The sequence below is a fragment of the Phyllobacterium sp. 01N428 genome (assembly GCF_056399405.1).
In genome coordinates, this window is the sequence record NZ_JBFTRH010000007.1 from 109,332 (window position 1) to 134,779 (window position 25,448).

A 25,448-nucleotide genomic window follows, 5' to 3' on the forward strand; every position below is an offset into this window, starting at 1 on the left:
GTGCCGTATCACGCACGTCTCCAAGTCCACATAAACTATAGTTGCATTGACGCATTGACGTGCCGTTCCGTATGGGGTTCGCACACTACGGCAATGTTTATGCCGTTCATTTCAAGCAAGCATTTTGCATCTGAATTTTATGACGACTGGAGATTGAACTTGAGCGATAATCGCACGCACAGGCAGATGAGCCGCCGCAAATTCATGGAAATGATGGGCGTGAGCGCGGGCGGCGTCGCGGGACTGAGCATGTTGCCACCGGCCATCCAGCAGGCGCTGGCAATCGAGCCAAACAACGCGACCGGCACGATCAGGGACGTCGAGCATGTCGTGATCATGATGCAGGAGAACCGGTCGTTCAATCACTACTTCGGAACCTATAATGGTGTACGCGGCTTTACCGACCCGCGGCCCGTGGTCTCTCCAGCTACTGGCAAGGACGTGTTCCGTCAGCCGATTACCGACAGTCTTTCCAACAAGGACGGCAAGCGCTGCGGCGTGCCCTTGGGGACGAGCGAAGTCCTGCCCTACCCGATCGACTACGACAAGACGGGCGAAGGCCTGCGCGGCACTGACCATGGCGTCAACAGCGGCCAGTCCTGCTGGAATCACGGTCGCTACGACAACTGGATCGCCGCAAAGGGCGATGTCCTGACGATGAGCTACCTGCGCCACAAGGACGTAAGCTATCACCGCTATCTCGCCAACGCCTTCACCGTTTGCGATCATTACTTCGTATCCTGCCATGGCGATACGATACCGAACCGCCAATTTCTGGTATCAGGCGCCGCTGCCAATCCTGCCTTGAAAAATCCAAAGGTGATCTGGCCGTCGTGGGACAGAACGCCGGCCGTGCGCGTGGTCTCCGACTGGACAACCTATCCGGAGCGCATCGAGAAATTCAATGCAGAGCAGACGGATCGTGGACGGAAAATTACCTGGCGCACCTACCAGGGCGGCACAGGCAAACCTGGCGAGCCGACCGATTGCTACGAGGAAAACAACCTTGCCTATTTTGCTGCCTATAACGACCAGCCCGTAAAGGGGTGCTACTGGGTGGATGGCGTCTGCTACAAGGATGGCAAAGCATATACGGGCAGCCTGGACAATCTCTCGACGCTTGTCCGAAACGGCGTCACAAACCGTTCGATCGCACAGATGCGCGAGGATGTCCTTAACAACCAGTTGCCCAATATCTCATGGGTCGTGGCACCCTATAAAAACTGCGAACACCCCTCCGCGACAGTCACCGACGGTGCTTACTATATCAACGAGGTCCTGAGCGCTCTCGTCGCCAATCCCGAGGTGTGGAGCAAGACGATCTTCCTGCTCAACTACGACGAGAACGACGGCCTGTTCGACCACGTCGTGCCACCCATGCCTGTCGATGAATAGGGCCCGGGCAAGATGTCGCCCTCGCTGCTGAATGGCCTCGACCGCGAACTGTATAACCACGAGAATGAATGGGTCGGTCAATATATCGGCTTCGGACCGCGTGTGCCGATGCTGGTGGTCTCGCCATGGAGCAAGGGCGGCTGGGTGTGCTCGGAAGTATTTGACCACACCTCCACGTTGCGCTTCCTCGAAGCGCGCTTCGGCCTGGAGAGCGACAAGACGGGCGTGGAAAACCCGCTCTACGAGAGCAATATCACGCCCTGGCGCCGGGCGATCGCCGGCGATCTTACCTCGGCGTTCGACTTCGCCAAGAATGATGCTGCCTTCGTGGCTTATCCGAAAGGCGGACCATTCGTAAACAAGAGCGGAAAGTTTCCTCCGAATGTGCCGCTCACCAATGCCATGCCAAAGCTGGAAAACCCGGTTACGACGTTTGGCACTGACAATACCAGCAATCCCGATTTCTCCCGGAGATCCCGGCCGCTCCCCTACGAGTTTCACGTCAACGGGCATTTGGATGCTGCAAAAAAACAGCTGGTGGTCGATTTCGTCAACGCGGGCAAAGCGGGAAGCTGTTTCTATGCCTACGACTATGTTCTCAAGGATCAAAAGCCGCGCCGCTATTCGGTGATCAAGGGTGAACCGTTGCAGGATGCGTGGGATGTGACCGACAAGGGCTACAACCTCGCCATCCAGGGGCCGAACGGCTATCTGCGCCAGTTCAAGGGCGCCCTGACGGCCGAACTCGAAGTCGATCCTGAAGTCGAAATCCTGTATCAGACAAATGGTGACGTGACGCTCAAGTTGGTCAATGCCGGAACAAAGGACCAGATTCTCAAAATTACGGTTCTTTATGACAAGATCGGATCGGCCGATCGCACCCCATCCACGAGAACGCGCCCGCTCAAGCTTCTGACCTGCGTCCCGCAGTTCGAGGAGATCAAAACCCGGTCAGGCTGGTACGATATTACGGTGGAATTGGTCAATGAAAGCGGTAAGTCCGACGACATCTATCTGCGCCGGTTTGCAGGTCATGTCGAAACGGGCGCCGCGAGCGTTACCGACCCGTTCCTGACCTTCAACAATGTGGCGACGGCTTAGGCGAGAATTGACCTGCCCGGGCAATTTTGCGCGGGCAGGTTTTTAGAAATCGCCGGTCTTGATGATGTCTTCGGCAAGCACCATGGCTGTCCGCCGGTCGGCTTCGTCGGAAATCGAGAATGCCTGTTCCTGTATATCGCCGATCCAGGCGCGATCCTGCTTGCTCGCATGTTCGAGCGCAGCGGTCATCATAGCGAGGCCGCGTACGGTCTTGCCGGCCTGGAACAGAAGATTGCCGAGCATGGCCTGCGCGCCGGCATTGCCTTTTTGCGCAGCGAGACGGAACCAGCGGGCAGCCTGGTTGGGATTGGACTGCCCGCCCTCGCCCTTCATCAGCATCTTGCCGAGTTCGAACTGGGCGTCGGAATCACCGAAGTTGGATGCGGCCTGCATGTAAAGGTCGCGGGCAGCGCTTGGATTGGCGCCGACCGGCGAATTCGGGATGCCGCGCTTCAGGTAGCCTGCAAGCGCCACAAGGGCGTCAGCGACGTAGCTCTCGTTCTGCGTTCCCTGATCAGCGCCCTCGCGAATGACCTGCTCGAACATCTGGTAGGCCTGGTAGTCGTCTTCCTTGACGCCGTCGCCCTCGGCATACATGCGGGCAAGTTTCCAGTTGGCGCCCTGATGGCCCTTTTCCGCCGCAAAGCGCAACGCTTTGACTGCCTCGTCCTTGTGGCCGTTCTTATAGGCTGAAAAACCGAATTTGAAGAGCGCGAAGGGACTGGAATCCTCCTTCACTTCATTCTGTGTATCGAATGCAAAGCAGGGCGCCGTCATGGCGCTCATCAGAAGGCCAATCCCGATCAGGGGTGCACGAAGACGATCAGCAATGACCATGGCAGCAATCTTCCTTCGCCCGGATCAGTTGTGTCGCCGCATCAATGCGCGCCATTGCAACCTTGCGGGCCCAATCCCCGCCACGCTGCTCTGACAGGGCAGCCATGGCCGGAACCTCAATATCCTGCACATCATTCCAGCAATCATTTGACAGATTTCCGGCAATACTGGGGCTGTCAGTAAAATGATGGCGAAACGTCAGACGACGATCTGAAAAACTGCCATGCGGAATAAGTAATGCGTCCATCATTTCCCCGTGCGGAACATCAGCACTATTACTCGATGTTTTTCCGCCGCCCATTCGAGGTGCGCTGGGTTTGTGGCGCAAAATGGGCAAATTTGTTCCCCGAACCCGTGCGGAAGATCATGCCGGACAAGTGTTGCTGAATCGTCACAAAATCAGTGACCTAGCGGACATGGCGCAACAAAAAGCCCGGCACATGGCCGGGCTCTTTGGGGTGCGTGGGTTCTGATCAGAACTTGACCTTGCCGGAGATGGACAGAGCAGTCACAAGGTCATCGCCGAAGTCATAGGACACGTCGGTGCCGCAGGTCTGATTGCCCGGGCATGCCGTAGGGCCGTAGGAACCGGAGGTAAGCATACCAACAGCGCCGCCCACACGCAGCTCGACATTCTTGTTGGGAGCGTAGGCAACACCGCTCGATAGAAGATAGGTATCCGTCTGGGTGGTCAGGCCCGTTGAGGTGCCGCGGTCCCAGCTGAGCTGCGCGGAGGCCGACCACTGATCGTTGAACTTGTGGCCAAGGCCCGCAGAGACAGTCCAACCATCCTGGAACATCAGGTCAAGCGAGGTCAGGCGGAATGGCGAGCTCGGACCGCAGGAACCAAGCGACTTCGTTGAAGTCGGGCAGAAGGCGATGACTTCGAGAACGCTCCAGTCAACCCACTTCACCGTACCGAAGGCGAGCCAGTCCGGAGCAATACCGGTCTGCCAGTTGAACTGGACTGACTGCGGCATGGTCGCGGTGCCGTAGACATCCGTGATCCGGCCGACGAATGGATTGCGCAGCGCGCCGGCCATGACGCCAGGAATTTCCGTCAGGTCCACCGTGCCATTGATCTGGCCGAGATCGATCTCGGCATTGTAGATCAGGCTGGCGCGAAACGCGTATTCGGGAATTTCGTAGGCAGCACCAACGCGCCAGCCAACACCGTCTGCCTCTAGATCAAGAAGTCCACTTCCGTCAAAGCCAGCAGCCGCAGGTCCAAGTGCTCCCTGAATAATGGCCGGCCCAAGAACGAGGCGGCGCTTGAAGCCGGAGACTTCCTGGTACGATACGCCGCCGATAGCGCGCAGTTGGCCTTTGCCAACGTCAAAGCGATAGGAGCAGGTCAGGCCATAATCATGGCTGCGGATCTTGGTCTCGATGTTCTGGTTAGCGCCAACCCAATCATAGCCGGGGTCGGTGTGAACGCCCCACGGTTCGGCGTAGCTGGCAAGACAGTCGGCATCGTCGGTCAGACCGACCTTCACGCCAAAACGCGGAACCGTATAGTCCGGCGTTTCGTCCACGGACGTCGCGCCACCGCCAATACCGTTCGATCCAAGACCGTCGCGCGGATTGGTATCAACCGCGTTCTTGATCCGCCGTTCGGGCATCACATAGATGGCGCCGGCTTCCGAAGCGAAGCGGCCCGGTTCGAACAACAGATCCCAGTTATAACCTCCGCGCTCGAGCCCCCCGGCCTGAGCAGCGGAGGCCACACTTGCCAAGAGCAATGCCCCGCCCACGATTTTCGATATTGCCCCTGACATAAAACCCCTCCCGAAGTCCAAAAAGCACGCTGAACATCAATACGGTTCAGCAGAATTGTTACTAATACGTAATAGGTAACAAAGCGCGCAGAACGTGCAACGACTTTAAGGGAGGACTCTCTTTGGTTGAATTAACGGGTTTTTGCAAAACCACGAAATTTGCCGCCTCGACGCGACGCTTTTCCCAATTTTCCAAACTAATCCGAAAGGGTTACGGCCAAAAAGGACGGTTTTCGCGTCAAACTTGCCGTTGTTGCGCAAATGCAACGACGTTGAAAAATGACGAAATTGGGGTAAATGACAGGCGAAAATGGGAAGTTACCCACACCCCTATCGGGGAAAGCCGGAGGCAAACCGAGGATTCGCTCGGGTAGCGAATCCTCGGTATGGGTTATTCGACGTCGCGGACACGCTGAATTGCAGCCTCGATCTTTTTAGCCGCAGCTTCGAGTTCAGCGAGACGCTCGCGCTCAGCGGCGACGATTTCCGGCTTGGCATTGGCAACGAATTTCTCATTGCCGAGCTTCCTGTTGATCTTCTCGAGCTCGTCGGCGATCTTGCCGGCTTCCTTGCGGAGCCGCGCCACCTCGGCATCGACATCGATAAGGCTGCCAAGCGGCAGGCAAGCAGTGGCTTCGCCGATAACGAATTGCGCTGAGCCCTTCGGCACATTATCGCCGATCGTGATCGAATCGACGCGCGCCCGCCATTTGATCGAGGCCTCGTGCCGCTGGAGCCGCTCGCGCGTGGCTTCGTTGGCTCCGACGACGACAAGTGGCGCAACCGCCGCTGCCGGGACGTTCATTTCGGACCGTACGGAGCGAATGCCGGTGACAAGATCTATCAGCCAGTTGATATCGGCAGCGGCTTCAGCATCGAGAAACTCCGGCTGCGGCCATGGAGCATGGCAAAGCAGCGTATCGCGGGTCTGGCCCTCTCCAGCCGTATGGGCCCAGAGCTCCTCGGTCATGAACGGCATGAACGGGTGGAGCAGCTTGTAGATCTCGTCGAGCACATAGGCAGCGCAAGCCTGCGCTTCCGCCTTCGCTTCGGCATCCTCGCCATTGAACACCGGCTTCAATAGTTCGATGTACCAATCGCAGAACTGGTTCCAGACGAAGCGGTAGGCTGCGCCCGCTGCCTCGTTGAAGCGATAGCTGGTTATCCCGTCGGTGACATCGCGCACTGCATTGGTCAGCTCGGTCAGGATCCAGCGATTGACCGTGAGCTTGGCATCCTGCGGGCGGAACGACGGGTCACGCTTGACGCCGTTCATCTCGGCAAAACGCGTCGAATTCCAGAGTTTCGTGCCGAAGTTGCGGTAGCCGGCAATACGGCTCGGGTCGAGTTTCACGTCACGCCCCTGCGCCGCCATGATGGCGAGGGTGAAGCGCAACGCGTCTGCGCCGTACTCGTCGATAAGGTCGAGCGGGTCGATGACATTACCCTTCGACTTCGACATCTTGGCGCCGTTCTTGTCGCGAACAAGAGCGTGCACGTAAACCGTATGGAACGGTTCTTCATTCATGAAGTGCAGGCCCATCATCATCATCCGGGCGACCCAGAAGAAGATGATGTCGAAACCGGTGACGAGCACGTCGGTCTGGTAATAGGTGGCAAGTTCCGGCGTCTTGTCCGGCCAGCCAAGCGTAGAAAACGGCCAGAGTGCCGAGGAGAACCAGGTGTCGAGCACATCTTCGTCGCGCGTCAGGATTTCACCTGGCTTGAGGTTTTCCAAGAGGTCTTCGACATAGGCCTTCATCGGGCCTTCATGCGCGAGATAATGCTGGATAGCGGCGCTCAGCGCTTCTTGCTCGGTACGCTCGACGAACACCTGGCCATCAGGACCATACCAGGCCGGAATCTGATGACCCCACCACAGCTGGCGGGAAATCGTCCAGGGCTGGATATTTTCCATCCAGTCGAAATAGGTCTTTTCCCAATTCTTCGGAACGAAACTGGTCCTGCCTTCGCGCACGCTCGCGATCGCCGGCTTGGCGAGTTCGGCTGCGTTCACATACCATTGGTCCGTCAGGAATGGTTCAATCGGCACATCGCCGCGGTCACCATGCGGGACCATGTGCGTATGTTCCTCGATCTTTTCGAGGTAGCCGCCCTCCTCCATCATGGCCACGACCAGCTTGCGCGCCGCAAAGCGATCCTTGCCGTCAAGCACATGGATGAGTTGGGTCAGATTTCGCGAAGGCTCCAGGCCTTCCAGGAAATCGTCATTGTCCTTCAGGTGTATCGAGGCATCGGTATTGAGGATGTTGATCTGGCGCAGATCGTTGCGCTTGCCGACTTCGAAATCGTTGAAGTCATGAGCCGGCGTAATCTTGACCGCCCCGGAACCTGCTTCCGGATCCGCATAGCTGTCGGCAACGATCGGAATATGCCGGCCGACGAGCGGCAGCACGACATTGTTGTCGACCAGCGCGTGATATCGCGTGTCGTCCGGATTGACGGCAACACCGGTATCGCCAAGCATGGTCTCCGGGCGCGTGGTAGCGACGACGATGAACGTGTGCGGGTTTTCCGGGTCGAATGCGACGTTCTCAAGCGGATAGCGGAAATGCCAGAGATTGCCCTTGATCTCCCGCTGCTCGACTTCGAGGTCCGAAATCGCGGTAAGCAACTTCGGGTCCCAATTGACGAGGCGCTTGTCCTTGTAGATGAGACCTTCCTTGTAAAGCGTTACAAAGACTTCGAGAACCGCCTTCGAAAGGCCTTCGTCCATGGTGAAGCGTTCGCGCGACCAATCGCATGAAGCCCCCAGGCGCTTCAGCTGTCCCGCGATAATCCCGCCGGACTCCGCTTTCCATTCCCACACACGTTCGACGAACTTTTCACGTCCCATGGCGCGGCGCCCGGGAAGCTGGCGTTCCATCAACTGGCGCTCGACAACCATCTGGGTCGCAATGCCGGCATGGTCCATGCCGGGCTGCCACAGAACGTTCTTGCCGCGCATGCGCTCGAAGCGCACCAGAATATCCTGAATGGTATTATTGAGCGCATGGCCCATGTGCAACGAGCCAGTGACATTGGGCGGAGGAATGACGACGGCAAAAGGATCGGCGCCCGGTTTCGAACCGGCCCCGGCCTTGAAGGCCCCGGCCTCGTCCCAGATTTCTGCGATCTTCGGCTCTATGGCCGCTGCGTCATACGTCTTCTCAAGCATGCAAATGGTCCGTCATTTCGCGGAAAGGATTGGCTACGGTGTAAACCGAATGCCTGCCTATAAGTCAATGATGCTTGTCGAACGCGTGCCCGGCACTGCTCGCAGAATCATTGGGCTTCTTACCCAATGGCATGCGCAATGTGGCGCATTTTGGTTCAGCGAGCGCATCCTCGCCCGCGCGGTGCAGCCTCGCCGAAAATGCGATTGAATTGGTAGGCCTAGGCCCGCCGCCCACCACGTGCGACGCGCTCGATCTCCTCACGCACAAGGCGCTCGACCAGCGTCGGCAGGTTATTGTCGAGCCATTCCTGCAAGAGCGGACGCATGATTTCCTGCGCAATCTCGTCAAAGGAGCGGCGCTGCTCATTGCGCACGGCAAACGACAAATTGTCGAAAGCGGCGCTGACCTCGCGCTCCGCTGCTGCGGAAAGGATCGGCTCCAGCGCCTGTTCGAGATTGAGCGAGACCGCCTCGTCCGGATTTGCGCTACGCACGTCTTCCTGTTCCTTCGTTGGCTCGGCCAGGTACTCGGCCACTGCGGCAGGTTCTACCCTTGGCGTAACCGGCGGCCTGACATCTGCGATCGGCTCGAACTCCGGTAGAAGAGCTCGCGCCTCCTCGATGCTCATCTCAGTCACTGGCTGCTGGAGATGCCTTGAAGCCTCGAGGACGGGCGCCGACACGACAGGTTCGTTCGCTTCAGCCTGCGCTGCGTAGCTGGCGGTTGACTGCTCTGTCGCATCTTCGGCGGGTAGTTCCATCGGTTTCGCCTGGGCAATCTCCGGTTCGCTGGCTTTCGCCTGAACCGGTGACGCAGCCCGGCGCAAGGGCGCTTCAAAGGTCGGCCGCGCGCTGGCAACAGGTGGCCGTACTGCGATCCCCTCGCGCGGCGGCAGGACCGGTTCCTCGCTGACGGGGGGCTCGGAGCGCGCTACAGGCGAAGCGACGTCGGTGTTGACTGCTTTGGGCGGCACATCGTCGGTCCGCGTCGTGTCGCTTTCTTCAATGATACGACGTATCGATGCGAGAATCTCCTCCATCGAAGGTTCCCGCGCGACGCTGGATGATTGTGCCATAATACCCTTGCCCACTACATCTTGTTCCGTTGCGCTGCAACGAATCTGTATTCAGTGTAGAGGCTCGGATTGAGTTTGAGAATCCCTGCGCGCGGTGTTTGGCGCTAACCCACAGATTTTCTGGAGGCGATTGTCCGAAGCCCTGAAATGAATTTGCCGCCAGGCGATCGACCTGACGGCAAATAATCAATCAGAAACGGAGAAGAGTTAGCGGCCGTCTGGTGTCCGCAAGCCGATCCACTTGTCCTTGACCGCATCGTAATGCTCTTCAGGCTTGTACTCTGCAACCTGGAGTCCAATCTGCATCGCGGTCAGGCGACCCACGGCGGAAAGAACCGCATAGCTCGTCACCACGCTGTCGCGCTCCGCTTGCGCGAGATTGATCTGCCCAGTCAGAACATCAGCCTGGGCATTCAAGACGTCGAGCGTTGTCCGCTGTCCGACCTTGCGTTCTTCGATGACACCGTTCAGGGCAAGCTGGGCGGCGGCAACAACCGAACGCTGAGCAACAATCTGCGCCTTGGCGGATTCCATCTCCGAATAGGCTTGGGCAATTGCCTGGCGCACGCTGTCGCGAGCGACGTCAACTTCGATACGACGCTGGCCCAACGTTTCCTTTGATTGGCGCACGAGCGCAGAGGTTCGGCCGCCATTATAGATCGGGATCGTCACCTGGATGCCCGCCGAAGCAGACGTTCCGTCGGTCGTTCCCGAACTGATACCACCGGAAAAAATCTCGTCGCGTTGGATGGTGCCATTCAAGCCGATCTGCGGCAGGAGCTGACCTTCATTGGCCTTCACATTGTAGCCCGCCGAGTCAACGGCGTACTGTGTGGAAAGGATCGCGGGGTGATTGTTGGTGGCAATGGAGAATGCCTGATCCATAGATTTCGGTACGGCTTTCGTTGCCATCGCCGCTGCCGCAAGCCTGCCTGGAGCGTCACCGACGACCTGGATATAGGTCGCCTCTGCGGTCTTCTCGTCGGACTTTGCAGCATCGAGCGTTGCAATCGCGGAAGCCTTTGATGCCTCGGCCTGCGCAACGTCCGTCCGGGTGCCCTCGCCAACGTCGAAACGCGCCTTTGCGGCACGCAACTGTTCATCAAGGAACTCGAGGTTCTTCTGGCGCAAAATGACGATCTGCCGCGTCAGATAGACGTTCATATAAGCCTGCGCAGCGCTGAAAAGCAGGTTCTGCTCGTTATTGCGCAGGTTTTCGCGCGCGGCCAACACCTGAGTTTTCGCAGCCTTGATGTTGTTGCTTACGGTAAAACCGTCGAAAAGCACCTGATTGACCGAAACGCCGAATGTACCAACATTCGAAGTGCCGCTTGGGCCGCCATCCAGGCGGCGATTGGTAGACGTCAGATCCGCCGTCGCAGAAACGATCGGGCGGTAGCCGGACTTCGCGACTGCAACGCCCTCATCGGTAACGCGCACGCCGGCCCTGTCTGCGTTCAGCGAAGCATTGTTGTTATAGGCCTTGGCCATCGCGCCAAAGATCGTCTCTGCCATCGATGGCGTTGTGGCCAACACCGTCGCTGACAATAGCGCTGCGGTTAGAACTCGCTTACCCGCTTTGAACACCATAAGCCCCTTCATTCTCTAACTCTCACGTTTAACCGAACCGATTGGTTCGACAACATGTGGTTCAATAACTGCCAATTGCCAAGATGGCCACAGGCACAACTTCCGATGTGCAACAAAATTCAGCTACAGTTGCACATTTGTCTCATCGCCCACAGTCAGAACTCGAACGCAGCAACCTTCTCAAATCCGGGAAGCGGTTTGACCGCGGCATTGAAGGCACGTCGCCCGGAAACAATCCCCTCATTCTTTCCGTAGAGCATAGCCTTTCCCGCGTTTCCGGTCCCCACGACCACCGCGAGTCGTCCCCCCTCCTTCAATTGGTCGAATAATGTACCAGGAACTTCGTCCACGCTACCCTCAATAATGACTACATCGTAGGGCGCTTCGGCCGGATATCCCTGCTTCAGCGGCGCATTGACCAGGACAACGTTGTCGAAGCCGAGCGCAGGCAGGGTTTCGGCGGCCTTGTCGGCCAATTCCTTGTCGCTTTCGAGAGCTATCACCGAGCTTGCGATTCGCGACAGGACAGCAGCGGAATAGCCCGTGCCGCAGCCGATATCGAGAACGACATCGCCGGGCTGAATATTGCAAAGCTGTACGAGTTTCGCGAAGGGGGACGGCTCCATCAGATAGCGCGGGCCCGATTCGGCACGATCCGAATCGAGCAGCACATCCTCGTCGATATAGGCCAGCGGCTGACGCGCGGCCGGCACGAATTTTTCCCGTGGAACGTCTAGAAAAGCCTGCAGAACGGCCTTTGCGGTCACATCAGTCGTGCGCAACTGATTGTCGACCATCTTGATCCGCAGGTCTTCGAAATTCGGTGTCATTCTCTACAAGCTTTCCTGGCAAGGCGCTTGCAACCACTACGCTTTGCAAGCGCGTAACATGCTTCTGGCGAATCCCCATCAAACCCGCCGTCCGTCAAGCTGATGGTCCTTCGCAGGATCACCCTCTCACAGAAGTTACTATTTTACTTAAAGGGTGTGGCAAAAAATTCCGTTAGCGTCAATGAATGACTAATGCGCTTCGGACTGCATGATCCAAATTGTTGGAGGATTGCGGCGTTCGTGCACCACTTGCACATGCACAACGCCGAGCGCGGATCATACCAAGATGACGCCGCGAGCGTGCCTCGGGTACGGTTGCTTAACCCTTGGCCGAATGCGGGATTGAACGTTGGGCGCCCACCTGTCATTGTCCACATGGAACGCGGAGGATGCGTCCACATGGACGATAGGAAATCGAGGCAAATGATTGAGGTCAAAGGATTCGGCGATGTTCCGTTCACGCAGGACGAGTTGACCGGACTGGCGGACCGCGCCGCGCTTGAAGAACATCTCGACAGCCTGTGCGGCACCTATGCGGACAGCGATTTCGACGATCGTCTGCAGTTCGCGATCCTGTGCATCGACGTCGATGGCTTCGGCAAGTTCAATGAGCGCTATGGCCGCGCCGATGGCGATACCCTGCTACGGTTGGTAGCCGACCGGCTCCAGTCATGCATGCGCAGGAACGATGTCGTCTATCGCATTGCCGGCGACGAATTCGCCATCATCCTTTTGCAAGTAACCGCCAACGAAGTTGCGAACATCGCCGACCGCATCATTGGCACCGTATCCGAACCGCTCGACCTTGGGCGCGCGGAACCGGTCACGGTCACCGTCAATGTTGGCGCAGCGCTGGCGCCGCGCGACGGCGATACGCCGGAAAGCCTGCTCTGGTGTGGGGACGCAGCGCTCTACATCGCCAAGAAGGCCGGCAAGGGCGTTTACCGCAGATACTCGGAACGACGTTCGAGTTGAACGATCCCGGCAAGTCCCCCACCCGCTTCTCGCAGTAACCCTCGACGATAGCCTGCGAGTCAGGTGGCGAATGCCGGTTTGGCGCGCGCTCCCATGCGCAGCATGAAGTACACACCGCCACCGATCGCCACGCCGAAGAACCAGCCATAGGTTCCCCACCAGGCCGGAAGAATACTGGTGAAGGTCGGAAGTATCGACGAGAACAAGACCCCGGCCGCGAAGGCAATGAATGCATTTGCATGCCACCCACCTTGGAAACGGAATTCCCCGTTCTCCTGGTAAAGCGCGTTCACATCCAGGACCCCTTTGCGTATCAGGTAATAGTCGACCATCATGACGCCGAATATCGGGCCCATGGTCGATCCTATGAAGTTGACGAAGTGGGCAGCACCCGTCTCCCACGGCGCGAATGGATAGAGCAACAGGGCGATCAGTGCTGCGATATAGCCGCCACGCTTGAAGCTGATCTGGCGTGGAAAGGCGTTGGAAAAGTCGAAGGCCGGGGAAACGAAATTCGCCACCACATTGATGCCGAGTGTCGCAACGGCAAAGGTGAGAGCTGCCAGCAGCGCCAGGAACCAGTTGTCGAACTTCGCTGAAATGCCATCGGGATGGAGAAGCACTTCACCATAGACCGTGTACGCGGCTGTCGTGGTGATGCCGGCCACGAGGCAGAAGGCGAGCAAATTGATCGGCAGGCCCCAGAGGTTGCCTTTGCGCAGCGTTTTCACATCCTTCGCGTAGCGTGAAAAATCACAGAAATTGAGATAGAGCGCGGCGAAATAGGTGATCCATGTCGCAGCCACCGCTGCGAGCGCGGCGACTGAACCGGGTTCACCCGGAACGCCTGCATCCTTGGTCTTTTCCAAAAGAACATCGCGCGGAATTTCGCTGCCGAACGAGAATGTCCCAGCCTTGATGACCAGATAGATCGCAAGGAAAAGCATCATGATCCACACCGCGGGACCGGCCCAATCCTGAAACCTGCGGACCGTTTCCATGCCGCGCTGAATGATCATCAGTTGCAGCGACCATATGATTACATAGCAGATGACTTCCAGCGTGGAATGGCCGAGCATATGGCTGTTCTGGTGGAAGTTGAGCATGGCGTCATTGCGGATCAACAGCGCGACGATGGCACCCGATGCCGCTGCTGTCTGTGCACCGTACCAGAAGCATGCAACCACCGCCCGCACCAGCGCGGGCACGTTTGCACCGAACGTGCCGAAAGATGCTCGGGCGAGCACAGGAAACGGCACGCCTGTTTTGACGCCGGCATTGCCGACGAGGCTCATGAGGAAGAAAATCACCAGGGAGCCGAGGCCAATGGCGATGATGAAATTGAGGAAGCTGCCGCATAGAAGAAAAAGACTGGCGGCGAGATAATAGCCCCAAAGACTGTGAACGTCCGACGTCCACACGTTGAATATACTGAAGGCACCCCACTTTCGTTCCGTGGCAGGTGCCAGATCCTCATTGTGCAATGCGGGTGAAGGATTGCTTAGAGACATATCGCCTTCCTCATTCAGACGGGATATCGAATAGTTCAATGCCCTCGGCATTGAACGCTGCAACCCCAATCAACCCCTCCAACAATACGGAACGCTGATTGGTTTCGCAGAGCATAGCCAACAGTCGAGCCATTTCCTATTCTATTGTGCGCAGGCTAAATACTTCTCCACAATCGTATTTGCACTGGCGAGCCTTATGGTGGCGATGAATTGCGGCACGACGTCTGCGTCTCCGGCTGTGTTACGCAAAAAGCCGGCTCTGCAACGCTCGTGCAATCGAGTATATTGAGCGGAAGGGGGCGCGAACACGTGTTCAAGTGGCGTCGATCAGTCTGGATTGGCCTAGGCATCATCTCGCTACTTGCGGTAGCCACGGCCTTGACTGTCTTGAGTTTCCGGTATGATGGGGCCGAAGGCCGAAAAGCAACGCTCAATCGCGAGGAGATAACGCCAAACGATAAGGGCACGACGTTCCCCAACGCTGACGGCGCGTTTGGTGATGTGAATGCGAAACCGCCTCCAAGCGCTTATCCTGCCAAAGGTTCCGGGCAGGTAAGCACTCGCCTGGACGAACGTGGCGAAACCCTCAAAGCCCTCCCTGTTGGCAAGATTGTGTTGATTGCTCCCGGAGAAATGACCGTCCAGGAAACGCGGACCGTCAGTGCTCGCGTCGGAGTCAAGATTTCTGACGAGGTTCTCATGGGAGCGGTGACCCACGATGACCAGACTTCGTTAAAGACGTTGCATGTTTCGACAGAAATGGAAGCTCAACTGGAGGGCAGCTCATTCCGTATCGTACCGATCAGCGAGCGGGTTCAGCCAATTGCCGAAGGCGATTTTCCAACCGTTTGGAAATGGCAGGTAACGGCTCTTAACGAGGGAGATCAGATTCTCGAAGCGACTCTCTATGCGCTCATTCCTGACGGAGATTCTACAGCACGCCTGCGTATCGACAGCTATTTCGGAGAAGTCTCCGTCAAGGTGAAGCCTGCGTCCTGGGGCGAGGTGTTTCTCACGACGCTGGCTCCACTCCTGGCGTCGCTTATAGTGATCGGCGGGATCGTAGTCTTGGTCGCACGCGTGCGACGGCGCAAAGCACCTTTGTTACCGCAAGACGGGGCCGCGTCGTTCGTCAAAAGCTCTCAAACGGTCAGCGATCCAGCTTCTGTCGACTATACGACGGTCAATTGGGACGAGATCTCCGGCAAACAGCAGAAAGTCCTACGAGAATCGATTGTGCGCACGTTTCCTAAACCCGCGGACTTCGACTTGTTTCTAGCAAACGAACTCAATAAAGGGCCGATGGGACTGAAAGTCAGTGATGGCGGATTTGAGCAACAGGTCCATGATTATCTGCTCTATGTCCAAGCCGAGGGATGGACCCTCGATCTGGTTCAATCCCTTCAGGAGAAGCGCTTTCCGAGCACCAGGCATCTCGTCGAGCAAATTCGAGCGACCGCGAGCATCGACGCTCGACTCAATTGACGAAGCCACAGACCTGATGATGCTTGAGGGAAATGATCGGCTGAACGGATGCCATGCCACACCCTGTAGGTGAAGTGGCAGCCCATTTTGCCGCTCCCGACAAAAAATCAAACATTTCAGGAAATTGGAGCGGAGCCGGAAAGCGTTGGAGGCCTCGCCCGGAATCGAACCGGGATACAAGGATTTGCAGGCCTCTTCCCAATATTGATATCAAACGATTTTTTTCCGCTATGTTGCGCCCATGTTGCATCTAGGTCAGAAGTGCAGTCGCAGCCTCGGCCAATTCGCCGCCATCATCGTCCCTCGGAAACAGGTGTCCATAGACGTCCATGGTCATGACAATTGAGGCATGCCCGAGCCGCTCCTGGACCATCTTGGGCGGCAATCCGAGCCCTCCGTCCTCTTTCCGATTAATGAGCCAGCTCGCGTAGAAATGCCGTAGAGCATGAAGACCAGTATACTTCGCCTTGAGGATTGGATTGCCCTCCTTGTCGATCTTTCGGGTTTCGATCGTCACCCCTGCCCTGATCATTGCCGGTTGGAGCCCCTTGATAACCACATTGGAGTGCGATCGGGATTCGCCATCAGGATTGGCAAAAACGATCTCCTGCTTGTTACCCTGCTTGAGCTTCAGTTCTTTGAGCGCATTGATTACCGGCGGCGGTACCGGAATGGTCCTCACTCCGGCCTCGGACTTTGGGGGCCCGACTTTCCGAAACTGGTCGACCCGTTGACGGACGCTGATCTCACCACGCTTGAAATCGACATCCTGCCATCGCAGCCCGCGCAATTCCGAAGATCGCATGCCGGTGAATATCACAGTGACCAGTAACGGCCTCCAGTGAGCGTCCAGAGCATTTACAAGCGCTTTTATCTCCTCGCGGGTGGGAATATCTGTCCCAACCTCTAGACGGCCTTTCTGGCGCCTCTCCGTGCGTCTCTCGCTGCCATTCCTGTTTCCGCGGATGTCCCTGACCGGGTTTCGAGTTGCGAGCCCGCGTTCGGTAGCGTCCGCCAACATGGCCCCCAATGACGTGATGATCTTTTTGGCCATTACCGATGATCGGCCGTCCTTCCGCAACCTGTCCTCAAATTCGCGCACTGCAGGCACGGTAAGCTTGGACAACAGCATGTCGCCGATCATGGGCTTGATATGATGCTCGAGGTGGCTCTTCCGCTGGTTTATCGTCGAGCGCTCAAGCCCTGCCTTCTCGCCCGAGGCAATCCAGAGCGACCCGGCTTTTTCAACTGTAATGCTGTCCCTGTCAGCGACGTGAATGCCTTCCCTCACCTCAACTGTTGCGGTGGCAGCAAACTGATCGGCCTGTTTCTTAAGCTTAAAAGTCTTTAGCCGGCGCTTGCCTTTGGTGTCGACATAATCGACCACCCAGGCGGTTTTCTCCTCGCCCTTGCCATTGGTCCATGAGCGCTTGCGAGTGGACATTTATTCTTCCGGATACTTCTGTCGACCGCTGGCGATGCCGTCAATCTCGTCTGGGTCCATGCCCTCCATATCGCGGGTGACAAGTTCTTCAGCCCAATCAATATCCCATTTCTGCAATAAGTCTCTGATTTGGTCGCGGACGTCGGCAGCCACGCCTTTAATCCGACCGTTCGCAACTGCGTGTAGCGTTTGGTAGATGTCGTCGGTGACTTCATCAACGGCTTTGTCGACCAGTCCTTTCTTCATGATCTCCATCAATCCTAGGAGCCCAATCAACCTAGTCTGAAGGTCCCACGGCTCCGGATATTTTTGCTCGAGTACATGTACAATCTCGGCATTCATCGATCGTTTGTGCTCGTCAGCCTTTGCTTTGATGCGGTCCCGAAGGCCGTTAGGGAGTCGAAGCATGAACTGGTCTTGTTTGTCGCTGGGATACTTGGGTCGAACCATATTGATATCTCCGGAATGCATAGTAGCGATTACGTATATTTTTCACTTGATGCAAGTCTACGGAGTCGCTATTTTCAAAATATAGCGAGTCGCTACAGCGGAATAGGAGAGCAAATGACCACGGAACCAGCACCCATTGATCTTCTTTGGGAAGTGTCAGAGATCGCTAAACTGATTGGTCGGACGGAGAGGCAAACATTTCATTTGCTGTCTACCGGTCAACTGCCTGCCAAAAAAGTTGGAGGTCGGTGGGTTGCTGAGCGCAGCAAATTGATCCGCTTTTTTATGGATGAGGACGCCGCATGAACGACCTCACCCCTCTAGAGCACGAGCACAGCGATATAGTTCACGAAGCGGCTCGCTGGTACGCCACCACGCCTCGGGATTTCAGTACGCCTGGCGTTGTTCTCCTCCGTGATCGCTTTGGCCTGACCGCGCTGCAGGCCTGTGAAGCACTCAAGATGGCCCAGCTGATTAAAGCGAGGGCGTCATGAAAATCGGAAAGTACCAATGGGGCGATGCCTGCAGGTGTTTTCCGGGTTTCCGGGATACAGCAGGCGTAGTGCGATTGTCTTGGCTACTCTGTGAACTATACAGACAGGAATTAGGCTTTGCTTATCCCACTCGACAAACCTTGGCTGATCGGCTCTCAGCACCCCAAGTAAGCGTGTCCCGGTGGTTGCGAGCTCTCAGGGAAAGTGGCGCAGTTACCTTATTCCCGATATCCCAATTATCATCGGATCAGAAAGCGGAAATTGGCCGCAGAGATGGCCGCGGACAGGTATACGTCCTCAATTTTGGATGGGCTCAGAATGTCCTCGAATGGCGGGATTCTCAGAGTGAAATAGGTAACGACGCTGTTACCTATACAGGTGACGACACCGTTACCTTAATAGGTGACGCCGGTGATACCCTTATACCTTATCCTGATACCTTACAGGATACCTTAAAAGAAAAAGGGGCTCCGAAGGGTTCAGAATCTAGCGTCTACGCGAGAGCGAGTGGGAGGGCAGCATGACCCAGCTCAGCCTTCTCGATTGGAAACCAAAGGTCGAGATCATCCCATTCCCGACCCATAGGCGGGTCGGCAAGGTCCGCGCCTTCGTCGACCATTATCTCACTCGCAAGACTGACAACGGCCGCCTCAAACTCTGGCAGGCAGCGCTGTCCACGATCATCCAGCAGATGCGGCGATCGGGCATACCAGAGCCGGTCATCCAGCATCAGCTCGAGGAGTTCAAGTTTGCGGTCGAGGCGGAGATCAGCCGCCGAGCAGGCCAGCAGCAACCAGGCGGTGCTGCATGAAATCGGCTCGGCCCAATATCGTGAAACTGCCGAGCCGACGCGCTACGTTCCAACGTCCGGTGCTCATGAGGCGTGATGAGATTTGCGACATCAAGTTCGCGGCGCACTACTGCAATCGGGATCCGAAGACAATTCGCAATTGGTGCCGAGAGTACGGCATCGGACGGCAGGCCGGGCCCAGTGCTCCGATCGAGATTTCGCGCGTTGCGCTCGAGATGGTCCTGCAGGGAGACTGGGACGCTTTGGAACTTCTACGCAACGGCGATCGTTCACATCCGGACGTGAGTCGCTATTTCAAGTGGCTGCTTTTGCCGGCCTGAGAGGGTCTCATTGCCAAATCCTCCAAACAGAGGTCAAGAGAGCTTGCCCCCGGCGGCATTGATGCCCGCTCTGATCCCCATAAGGAACGCCGTAGTGTTGCCAGGGACGCCGGGCATTCCCGGTATGCCAGGAATTCCAACAGCCGTCCCTCTGATCAACTGGTACCCAACTATGAAGCCCTCTCTGAAATCAGAGTGTGGAACGTTCTTGCTGATCATTCAGCCCTCCCCTTGCTCAATGCAAAATCCCATATGGATTCGAGCATAATCGTGGTCTCTGTTTCCACACATGTCCACACATATCCAATGTGCTGCGAGCGGTTGATCGTTCATCCTGAGCTCAAATCACTGGCCCAGGAAACTATCCATAATGACGATTATCACTAGCAAACAAAGCCAGCCTTCGGCGCTTTCTCTGGATCACCGGATCGCTGACGCCTTCTCCTCGGAACTTTCATCCGAAGCCGTGTCAGCCCTACTGAACGAAGCAAACGAGGTAGCCGAGCTGGCCCTCGGGTCGAACGAGAAGGCAAAAACCATTGCTTTCGACCCGGCCACCCGGCCTGAAGACGTCGCCAAGGCTCGCAAGGAGATGGAGGATTGCCAGTTCACGAGCGATCGCCTGTCCATCGCCGCTGAAAAGCTCCAAGGCCTTCTTGTCCAAGCTCGTGAGCGCGAAGCCAGGACCGCGGCTCAAGGAGAATACGAACTTGCCGTTAGCGAGCGCGATGCATTGGCCAAAGAGCTTGCTGCGAAATACCCTGGCCTTCAACAGGCGCTGTGCGATCTGCTGGAACGCGTGGCCGCCTCCGACGATCGAATCCGGCGGATCAACATGGCCAGTGTAGGCCCCTGGATCTATCCCGCAGAGATGCTGGCACGTCCCGTCCCCGACAACTGGCTGACTAACCCCGACGGAAACTTCCCGCCCTTCGTTCAAGGTTTGCGTTTGCCCAACTGGGGCAGCGGTTATGCCTGGCCGAAACCTTCGAGGTACTGACATGGGGATTCCTGGTCGTCTCCTTAAATCAGAACCTCGGATCAGATGGAGAGACGGGTCTGGTGATGCCCGTCTCTCCATCACCACAACTCGAGAGGCCTTCTGATGAAAAACTGTGACGGGTCGTGCCGAACCCAAGGAACGTGCGGATGCGGTGTCCTCAAAGACCGTGTCCTCGTCGAACGTAGGTCAGTCAGAGTTTCCATGTTGATGGCGGACGACGCGAGTCGGACCAGCAACGTCATGTTGTCGGATAGCGCCCCACGAAAGGAGGCACACATGCTCACAGATGCAGAAAAACGGACTATGCGCGATAGCGTTCGAGGTATGCCCCTTTCGGATGCCGTCAAGCTTCCAATTTACGATGATTTCCGAGTCAATCCACAGTTCCTCCAGCGCTGCGCATTTTTGGATGGTGCTGTCCCAGATGCACAGCAGACGGATACCGAAGCGCGAGCCGAAGCACACCGGGATCACATGATTCACCAGCAGAGCAATGCCTGGAACGGCGACGCCACCAGTCAGGATGCTGCTGCGTCAGTTCCTGAGTACACCAAGGATGGTCGCCACATCTCGACGCTGACTGATAGCGAACTCGCTTACCATCGGTATGTGAGCACTCAGACAAACGCCTGGAAGAGGTGAGCGGCATGGCCGAGAAAAAAATCGGTAATCGAGTTTTCAAAGTGGTGCCAATGCCTGCCGGCGCAGCACTGGAACTCTACGGCGACATTATTCGCATAGCTGGTCAAGGTGCCGGTCGACTGTCCGCCATCATCCTGGGATTGAGTACCGGAGAAGATCTGGAGGGCCGCCTTTTGGCAGACGTCGCCGCACTACATGCCCTTACCGACATACTCAGCGGCTCGTCTTCCGCTGAAGTTCGCGACCTCATCAAGCGTATCATCGAACTGGCAATGATCCATCGCCCGAGCGGCAGTTACGAACAGGTCGACCTCGACGGTGATTTCACTGGGAGCCTTGGCGACATTTTGCCCGTCGCAGCCTTCGTTCTGAAGGAGCAGTACGGCGATTTTTTTATCGGAAGCGGGGGGAATGGCATCATCGCCAGGATGACCGCTCTCTTACAGCCGACGAGGTGAAACGCGTGGCGCCGAACCTCAACTTCTTTCTGTATCGGCCGGCGTTGGCAAGTCCTCCCGTGTGCTCGTTCCTCGACTGTGAACGGATCAACCTCCGACAGTTGATGGACATGCATGAGGCATTGGATTTCCGTGCAGCCGCGCAGGAAAAGATGTCCAGAACCGGAAAGGCGTCCCAATGAGCGTCATCGATCGTCTTGTCGCTGTTCTCGGTTACCAGATTGAAGGTGAGGATAAGCTCCGCAAGTTCAATAAGGGTTTGGACGATACCGAGGGCATGGCGAAGAAATCAGCCTCAGCCATTAAACGTATCGGCGTCGCCGCCGGGCTTACCACAACTGGAATAACAGCGTTTGGTGTAGCCAGCTTCAAGAACTTTGCAGCATTCGAGCGGCAACTCACGCGTATCGGCGTTACTGCCGGCGCTTCGGCGGCTGATACAGCAGCGGCTGGTCAACAACTGCAGAAACTGGCCAACGACTTCGCATTGCCCATAGACGAGGCTGTCAATGGTCTCGATACTCTCGTGTCCTCCGGGCTTGATCTCAAGTCGGCAATGGATTTCATGCCGTCCGTTCTCAACACCGCCCAGGCATCTGGAGCAGCCACCCAGGACATCGCCAACACGGCGCTGAAAGCGTCCTCTGCGCTCAAGATTCAAACAAAGGATATGCAGCACGCTTTTGATATCATGGTGGCAGGCGGTAAGGCCGGCCAGTTCGAACTGAAGGACATGGCGCAGTATATTCCCGACCTGGCAAACTCGTTTGCTCAGATGGGATACAAGGGAGAGGATGGGCTTAAGCGCCTGATTGCTATCCTGCAGACGATCCGCGAGGACACTGGCTCTGCTGGCTCTGCTGCGACCAACGCGCAAAATATCTTCAGCAAGATGTTCAGCCAGGAAACCGAGAAGAACTTCAAGGAATTTGGCGTCAATATCCGTCAGGAGATGACCAAGGCCAGCAAGTCGGGCGAGGACGCGATCAGCGCCTACCTCCGATTGACGCAGAAGGTTCTCGACAAACATCCGACAGCGAAGCTCTCAGACCTGTTTGCCGACCAGCAGTTCCAGCTTGGTATGCAATCCTTGCTGACGTCAGGCGACAGTCTCAAGAAGTTCTTCGATGTGCTTAACAGCGCCGACGTCGACGGTACCGCCTTCCGGGATACGCAGCGGGTTATCAATGATACGACCGGCAGCATTCAGCGACTTTCCAATTCGTGGGATCAGTTCATGAAGTCGGTTGGTAACTCGGCATCGCAGCCGGTATCGGATGCGCTCGATTTTGCAACTTCAGGAATTTCCAAGGCAGATGCCATTAATTCCCAGCTCGACAAGGAGGGGACGAGCTTTCTCGGCCGCCGTGGGTGGTGGGCGCTGCATGGATTCGATACGGAAGAGCAGGACGCTAAAGCCCGGCTCGGCGGATGGAAGGGAGACACGCCTGAACAGCGTTCTGTCGCAGACAGCGCTCCAGAAGCCTGGAAGTTGCTCGGTCGGATGCCGCAGCGGCCGGTCTCCACGCCAGCGATCTCCACACCGGCTACATCGGCGGCGCCGCCGGCCGCTCCCTCATCAGGCCCCTCGCCCGTCGGTGCGCAATCTATGATTGAGGCCGGGTTCGATAACCTTGCCGCACGTGTCGAGGCCATGAACAGCAATCTCGCTCAGATGACATCAAAAGCCGCGGTCGACGCCACCATCACTGATGCAAGGCAGGATAATCGCCAATTCCCGGTCAGTGTGAGCGCGCCCGTCACCGTCAACGTCCAGCAAGCAACCCAGGCGCCGGCTGCTGCCGGGGCCGCTGTAGGCCGCGCCGTGGGACAAGCCGCGACTGAACAAGCAACCCGGCTCGAACAAGGACCATTTTTCTGATGTCAGCAATCATCTTCAACGGCTCAATCGGTCCAGTTCCCATTTCCGTGGTGCTCTCCGAGAGGCACGATTCCACGCTCGGCATCACCGAGCAGCCGCTCGAAACCGGCTCCAACATCACTGATCACGCTTATGTTGAGCCCAAACGGCTATCCTTGGAGTTCGCAGACGAAAATGCTGCGCTGACCTATAATGCTCTCGTCCGGTTTCAAGAGAGCCGTGTGCCGTTTTCGATAGTCACCGGCTTCTTTGTATATTCTGACATGCTGATCAAGTCGATTTCTGTGGAGCGGGATTCGACCTATTCCCGAGTTCTCAAAGGAACGGCGGAGCTCCAGGAAGCGGTTATTGTTGAAACCGCTTATGCGGCAGCCGAACCCGGTAGTCAGGCACCGACGAGCGGAAGGCCGGGCGGAGCGAAAAGTAGCCGTGCCGCCGCTCCAAGCAAAGCCCGTGCAGGCGATGCAGCAACGCGGGCTCGAGCCAGCGGTATTGTCCAGAGGGGTGATGCTCCGGCCAGGAACGTTCCCTTAAACACAAAGTCCTCGCCGAATTCATCCTCGGACGCAGTCAAGAGTACCGAGATGCTTAAGACCGTATTTGGGAGCACGAAGCGATGAGCGTCGGATACGTCGGCAAAGTCCCCAATACACGACACGATATCGTGGCACAGCAGGCGCTGGCTGAACGCGAAGCCCAGTGGGGAGAAATCCCTGGTCGCATCATTGATTTCGACGCCCAGACGCAGACCGCAACGATACAGCCTCTGTACAAGCCGCGGGTTTTCGGCAAGCCGATCGATATGCCTGAGTTGCTCGAGGTGCCGGTTCGCTTTCAGCGCGCAGGCAATGGCGCCGTTACGTTTCCGGTCAAGGCGGGCGATATGGTCACGCTTCGGCCGCAGATGCGCTCCAGCGAGAACTACCATGTCGACGACGATGGGACAGCCTCGGATGCTCGATCGCTCAACCTGAGCGACATGGAGGCATTCCTCGACGGTGGTGAATCCCTGACTGACCCGATATCCAACTTCGACAACGAGAACATGCACGTCCGGTTCGACCCTGATGGCCAGCACGGCATCCGGGGCAGTGCAGACGGCAAGATCAAGATCGAAGGCTCGGAAGGTAACATCTTCGACTTCCTCGTGCAGAACGTCGAGAAGACGGCCGAGGGCTTCACCCTGCTGGGGACCGAACCGGACCTCGTTCATAGAGTTCAGTACGCCGAGATCGGCGAGGACCTGACCGAGCTCGCAGAGAAACTGAGGGCGATGGCGTTATGAACATCTCAGTCAAGATCAAGCGCACTTCGAACAAGAACGTGGCGAAGTCGCTAGCCCGAGCCAGTGACGGGCCCGACCAGGTCCAAGTTGGTTTCCCCGCTGGGAAAGTTTCGTCCGACGTCATCAATATTGCGGTCTGGAACGAATTCGGCACAAAGGGTGGTGCCTCCGGTGGTGGCTGGGGTGGGCCAATCCCTGAGCGTCCCTTCATGCGCAATGCCATGCGTTCCAACGACGGCAAGTATCAATCCTTCCTGAAGAAAGCAGCCAAAACCATCATTGACGCTGCCATTAACGGAAGCAGTCCAGCGGCCGCCAAGCGTCAAGCACTGCGTCAGCTGGGAATAATTGCTCAGGGTGACATCCAGAGCGAGATCACCGCTCTGCGCTCCCCTCCGAACAGCCAGGTGACCATTGCACGCAAGGGCAGCTCAAACCCGCTCATCGACACCGGACGCATGCGCCAATCCGTGACCTACAAACTGGAGGACGAATAATGCTGGATGTTGGAATTGCGATCGATTTTCTCGGCGTGTCCATTACGCGCATTCGCAATGCGCCGGGATCATATGTCGACGGGAAGTGGATACCCGGCCCTCCAACTTCTACGGCCGTTACCGCCGTTGTTCAGCCCATCATAGGTGGAGCGATCAATTCGACCTTTGGCCATCAGCTTATGGATTTGCCTGAGGGAGTTCGTACAGAAGCCAAACTTGCCGCCTGGAGCCGATCGGACTTCGCCCTGGACGACACCGTCGTTTACAAGGGTCAGAACTATCGAGTGCTGTTCGTGTGGGACAGACAGGACGGCGGGTTCTACCGTGCTTTGTTGGGGCTGTTAAGATGAATGCAGCACTGATGACTAGCGATAAGTGTGATTATCAACACCAGAGAAGTCCCGGA

General features: G+C 57.0%; 25 protein-coding genes and 1 pseudogene. 16 read left to right on the forward strand and 10 right to left on the reverse strand.

Annotated features, from left to right (window positions below; genetic code table 11):
* Positions 1-339: 339 nt before the first annotated feature.
* Both AC1DNI_RS17430 and AC1DNI_RS17435 read left to right on the forward strand, forming a co-directional pair.
* A pseudogene (locus AC1DNI_RS17430) lies at positions 340-1,542 on the forward strand (alkaline phosphatase family protein); the annotation flags it as partial.
* Between the two features lie 255 nt (positions 1,543-1,797).
* On the forward strand, positions 1,798-2,496 hold the full coding sequence (locus AC1DNI_RS17435) for a phospholipase domain-containing protein (RefSeq protein ID WP_477692891.1): 699 nt from the start codon (positions 1,798-1,800) through the stop codon (positions 2,494-2,496).
* A gap of 42 nt (positions 2,497-2,538) precedes the next feature.
* Here AC1DNI_RS17435 and AC1DNI_RS17440 read toward each other — a convergent pair whose 3' ends face one another.
* From AC1DNI_RS17440 to AC1DNI_RS17470, 7 genes are all read right to left on the reverse strand, one after another.
* Positions 2,539-3,333, reverse strand: a complete 795-nt coding sequence (locus tag AC1DNI_RS17440; RefSeq protein WP_036814315.1) for a tetratricopeptide repeat protein — start codon at positions 3,331-3,333, stop codon at positions 2,539-2,541.
* The gene (locus tag AC1DNI_RS17445; protein WP_477692742.1) at positions 3,320-3,670 is read right to left on the reverse strand and encodes a hypothetical protein; all 351 of its coding nucleotides are present in this window, start codon (positions 3,668-3,670) and stop codon (positions 3,320-3,322) included. Before AC1DNI_RS17445 ends, AC1DNI_RS17440 begins: the two co-directional genes overlap by 14 nt.
* A 136-nt stretch (positions 3,671-3,806) precedes the next feature.
* Positions 3,807-5,111 (reverse strand): OmpP1/FadL family transporter, encoded by a 1,305-nt coding sequence (locus AC1DNI_RS17450; RefSeq protein ID WP_036814316.1) that lies wholly within the window; start codon positions 5,109-5,111, stop codon positions 3,807-3,809.
* 391 nt (positions 5,112-5,502) lie between these two features.
* Positions 5,503-8,289, reverse strand: coding sequence for a valine--tRNA ligase (locus AC1DNI_RS17455; protein ID WP_477692743.1), 2,787 nt, complete (start codon positions 8,287-8,289; stop codon positions 5,503-5,505).
* Positions 8,290-8,507: 218 nt separating this feature from the next.
* Positions 8,508-9,365: a PopZ family protein gene (locus AC1DNI_RS17460; RefSeq protein ID WP_477692744.1), complete on the reverse strand. Its 858-nt coding sequence runs from the start codon at positions 9,363-9,365 to the stop codon at positions 8,508-8,510.
* Between the two features lie 207 nt (positions 9,366-9,572).
* Positions 9,573-10,967 carry a TolC family outer membrane protein gene (locus AC1DNI_RS17465; RefSeq protein ID WP_477692745.1) on the reverse strand — a complete coding sequence of 465 codons (1,395 nt, stop codon included), beginning with the start codon at positions 10,965-10,967 and terminating at the stop codon, positions 9,573-9,575.
* A gap of 143 nt (positions 10,968-11,110) precedes the next feature.
* The gene (locus AC1DNI_RS17470; protein ID WP_477692746.1) at positions 11,111-11,785 is read right to left on the reverse strand and encodes a protein-L-isoaspartate O-methyltransferase family protein; all 675 of its coding nucleotides are present in this window, start codon (positions 11,783-11,785) and stop codon (positions 11,111-11,113) included.
* 423 nt (positions 11,786-12,208) lie between these two features.
* Here AC1DNI_RS17470 and AC1DNI_RS17475 point away from each other — a divergent pair, with 423 nt between their 5' ends.
* Positions 12,209-12,760, forward strand: coding sequence for a GGDEF domain-containing protein (locus AC1DNI_RS17475; RefSeq protein WP_051614898.1), 552 nt, complete (start codon positions 12,209-12,211; stop codon positions 12,758-12,760).
* Between the two features lie 59 nt (positions 12,761-12,819).
* Here AC1DNI_RS17475 and AC1DNI_RS17480 read toward each other — a convergent pair whose 3' ends face one another.
* Positions 12,820-14,271: an NCS1 family nucleobase:cation symporter-1 gene (locus tag AC1DNI_RS17480; RefSeq protein ID WP_027231495.1), complete on the reverse strand. Its 1,452-nt coding sequence runs from the start codon at positions 14,269-14,271 to the stop codon at positions 12,820-12,822.
* A 210-nt stretch (positions 14,272-14,481) separates the two neighbouring features.
* Between AC1DNI_RS17480 and AC1DNI_RS17485 the strand changes: the two genes are divergently transcribed.
* The gene (locus AC1DNI_RS17485; protein ID WP_477692747.1) at positions 14,482-15,756 is read left to right on the forward strand and encodes an effector-associated domain EAD1-containing protein; all 1,275 of its coding nucleotides are present in this window, start codon (positions 14,482-14,484) and stop codon (positions 15,754-15,756) included.
* A gap of 250 nt (positions 15,757-16,006) precedes the next feature.
* On the opposite strand, the gene AC1DNI_RS17490 is transcribed toward AC1DNI_RS17485, so the two are convergent.
* Positions 16,007-17,200, reverse strand: a complete 1,194-nt coding sequence (locus tag AC1DNI_RS17490) for a tyrosine-type recombinase/integrase (protein WP_477692748.1) — start codon at positions 17,198-17,200, stop codon at positions 16,007-16,009.
* The gene (locus AC1DNI_RS17495; RefSeq protein WP_477692749.1) at positions 17,201-17,650 is read right to left on the reverse strand and encodes an Arc family DNA-binding protein; all 450 of its coding nucleotides are present in this window, start codon (positions 17,648-17,650) and stop codon (positions 17,201-17,203) included.
* Between the two features lie 114 nt (positions 17,651-17,764).
* Between AC1DNI_RS17495 and AC1DNI_RS17500 the strand changes: the two genes are divergently transcribed.
* The 12 genes from AC1DNI_RS17500 (at position 17,765) to AC1DNI_RS17555 (ending at position 25,392) form a co-directional block, all read left to right on the forward strand.
* Positions 17,765-17,956: a DNA-binding protein gene (locus AC1DNI_RS17500; protein WP_477692750.1), complete on the forward strand. Its 192-nt coding sequence runs from the start codon at positions 17,765-17,767 to the stop codon at positions 17,954-17,956.
* Positions 17,953-18,144, forward strand: a complete 192-nt coding sequence (locus AC1DNI_RS17505; RefSeq protein WP_477692751.1) for a hypothetical protein — start codon at positions 17,953-17,955, stop codon at positions 18,142-18,144. The genes AC1DNI_RS17500 and AC1DNI_RS17505 overlap by 4 nt, the downstream gene beginning before the upstream one ends.
* A gap of 520 nt (positions 18,145-18,664) precedes the next feature.
* Positions 18,665-18,955, forward strand: a complete 291-nt coding sequence (locus tag AC1DNI_RS17510) for a DUF6074 family protein (RefSeq protein ID WP_477692752.1) — start codon at positions 18,665-18,667, stop codon at positions 18,953-18,955.
* On the forward strand, positions 18,952-19,275 hold the full coding sequence (locus AC1DNI_RS17515) for a hypothetical protein (protein WP_477692753.1): 324 nt from the start codon (positions 18,952-18,954) through the stop codon (positions 19,273-19,275). The genes AC1DNI_RS17510 and AC1DNI_RS17515 overlap by 4 nt, the downstream gene beginning before the upstream one ends.
* A 370-nt stretch (positions 19,276-19,645) precedes the next feature.
* Entirely contained in the window at positions 19,646-20,275 is a 630-nt protein-coding gene (locus AC1DNI_RS17520) for a hypothetical protein (protein WP_477692754.1), read from the forward strand.
* A 279-nt stretch (positions 20,276-20,554) separates the two neighbouring features.
* On the forward strand, positions 20,555-20,920 hold the full coding sequence (locus tag AC1DNI_RS17525) for a hypothetical protein (RefSeq protein ID WP_477692755.1): 366 nt from the start codon (positions 20,555-20,557) through the stop codon (positions 20,918-20,920).
* A 5-nt stretch (positions 20,921-20,925) separates the two neighbouring features.
* Entirely contained in the window at positions 20,926-21,378 is a 453-nt protein-coding gene (locus tag AC1DNI_RS17530) for a phage tail assembly chaperone (protein WP_477692756.1), read from the forward strand.
* Positions 21,379-21,556: 178 nt separating this feature from the next.
* On the forward strand, positions 21,557-23,260 hold the full coding sequence (locus AC1DNI_RS17535) for a phage tail tape measure protein (protein ID WP_477692757.1): 1,704 nt from the start codon (positions 21,557-21,559) through the stop codon (positions 23,258-23,260).
* A complete protein-coding gene (locus AC1DNI_RS17540; protein WP_477692758.1) occupies positions 23,260-23,880 on the forward strand; it encodes a phage baseplate protein in 621 nt (206 codons plus the stop codon). The genes AC1DNI_RS17535 and AC1DNI_RS17540 overlap by 1 nt, the downstream gene beginning before the upstream one ends.
* Positions 23,877-24,545 (forward strand): Gp138 family membrane-puncturing spike protein, encoded by a 669-nt coding sequence (locus tag AC1DNI_RS17545; protein WP_477692759.1) that lies wholly within the window; start codon positions 23,877-23,879, stop codon positions 24,543-24,545. The genes AC1DNI_RS17540 and AC1DNI_RS17545 overlap by 4 nt, the downstream gene beginning before the upstream one ends.
* Positions 24,542-25,042, forward strand: coding sequence for a hypothetical protein (locus AC1DNI_RS17550; RefSeq protein WP_477692760.1), 501 nt, complete (start codon positions 24,542-24,544; stop codon positions 25,040-25,042). The genes AC1DNI_RS17545 and AC1DNI_RS17550 overlap by 4 nt, the downstream gene beginning before the upstream one ends.
* Positions 25,042-25,392: a hypothetical protein gene (locus AC1DNI_RS17555; protein ID WP_477692761.1), complete on the forward strand. Its 351-nt coding sequence runs from the start codon at positions 25,042-25,044 to the stop codon at positions 25,390-25,392. The genes AC1DNI_RS17550 and AC1DNI_RS17555 overlap by 1 nt, the downstream gene beginning before the upstream one ends.
* The last annotated feature ends 56 nt before the right edge of the window (positions 25,393-25,448 follow it).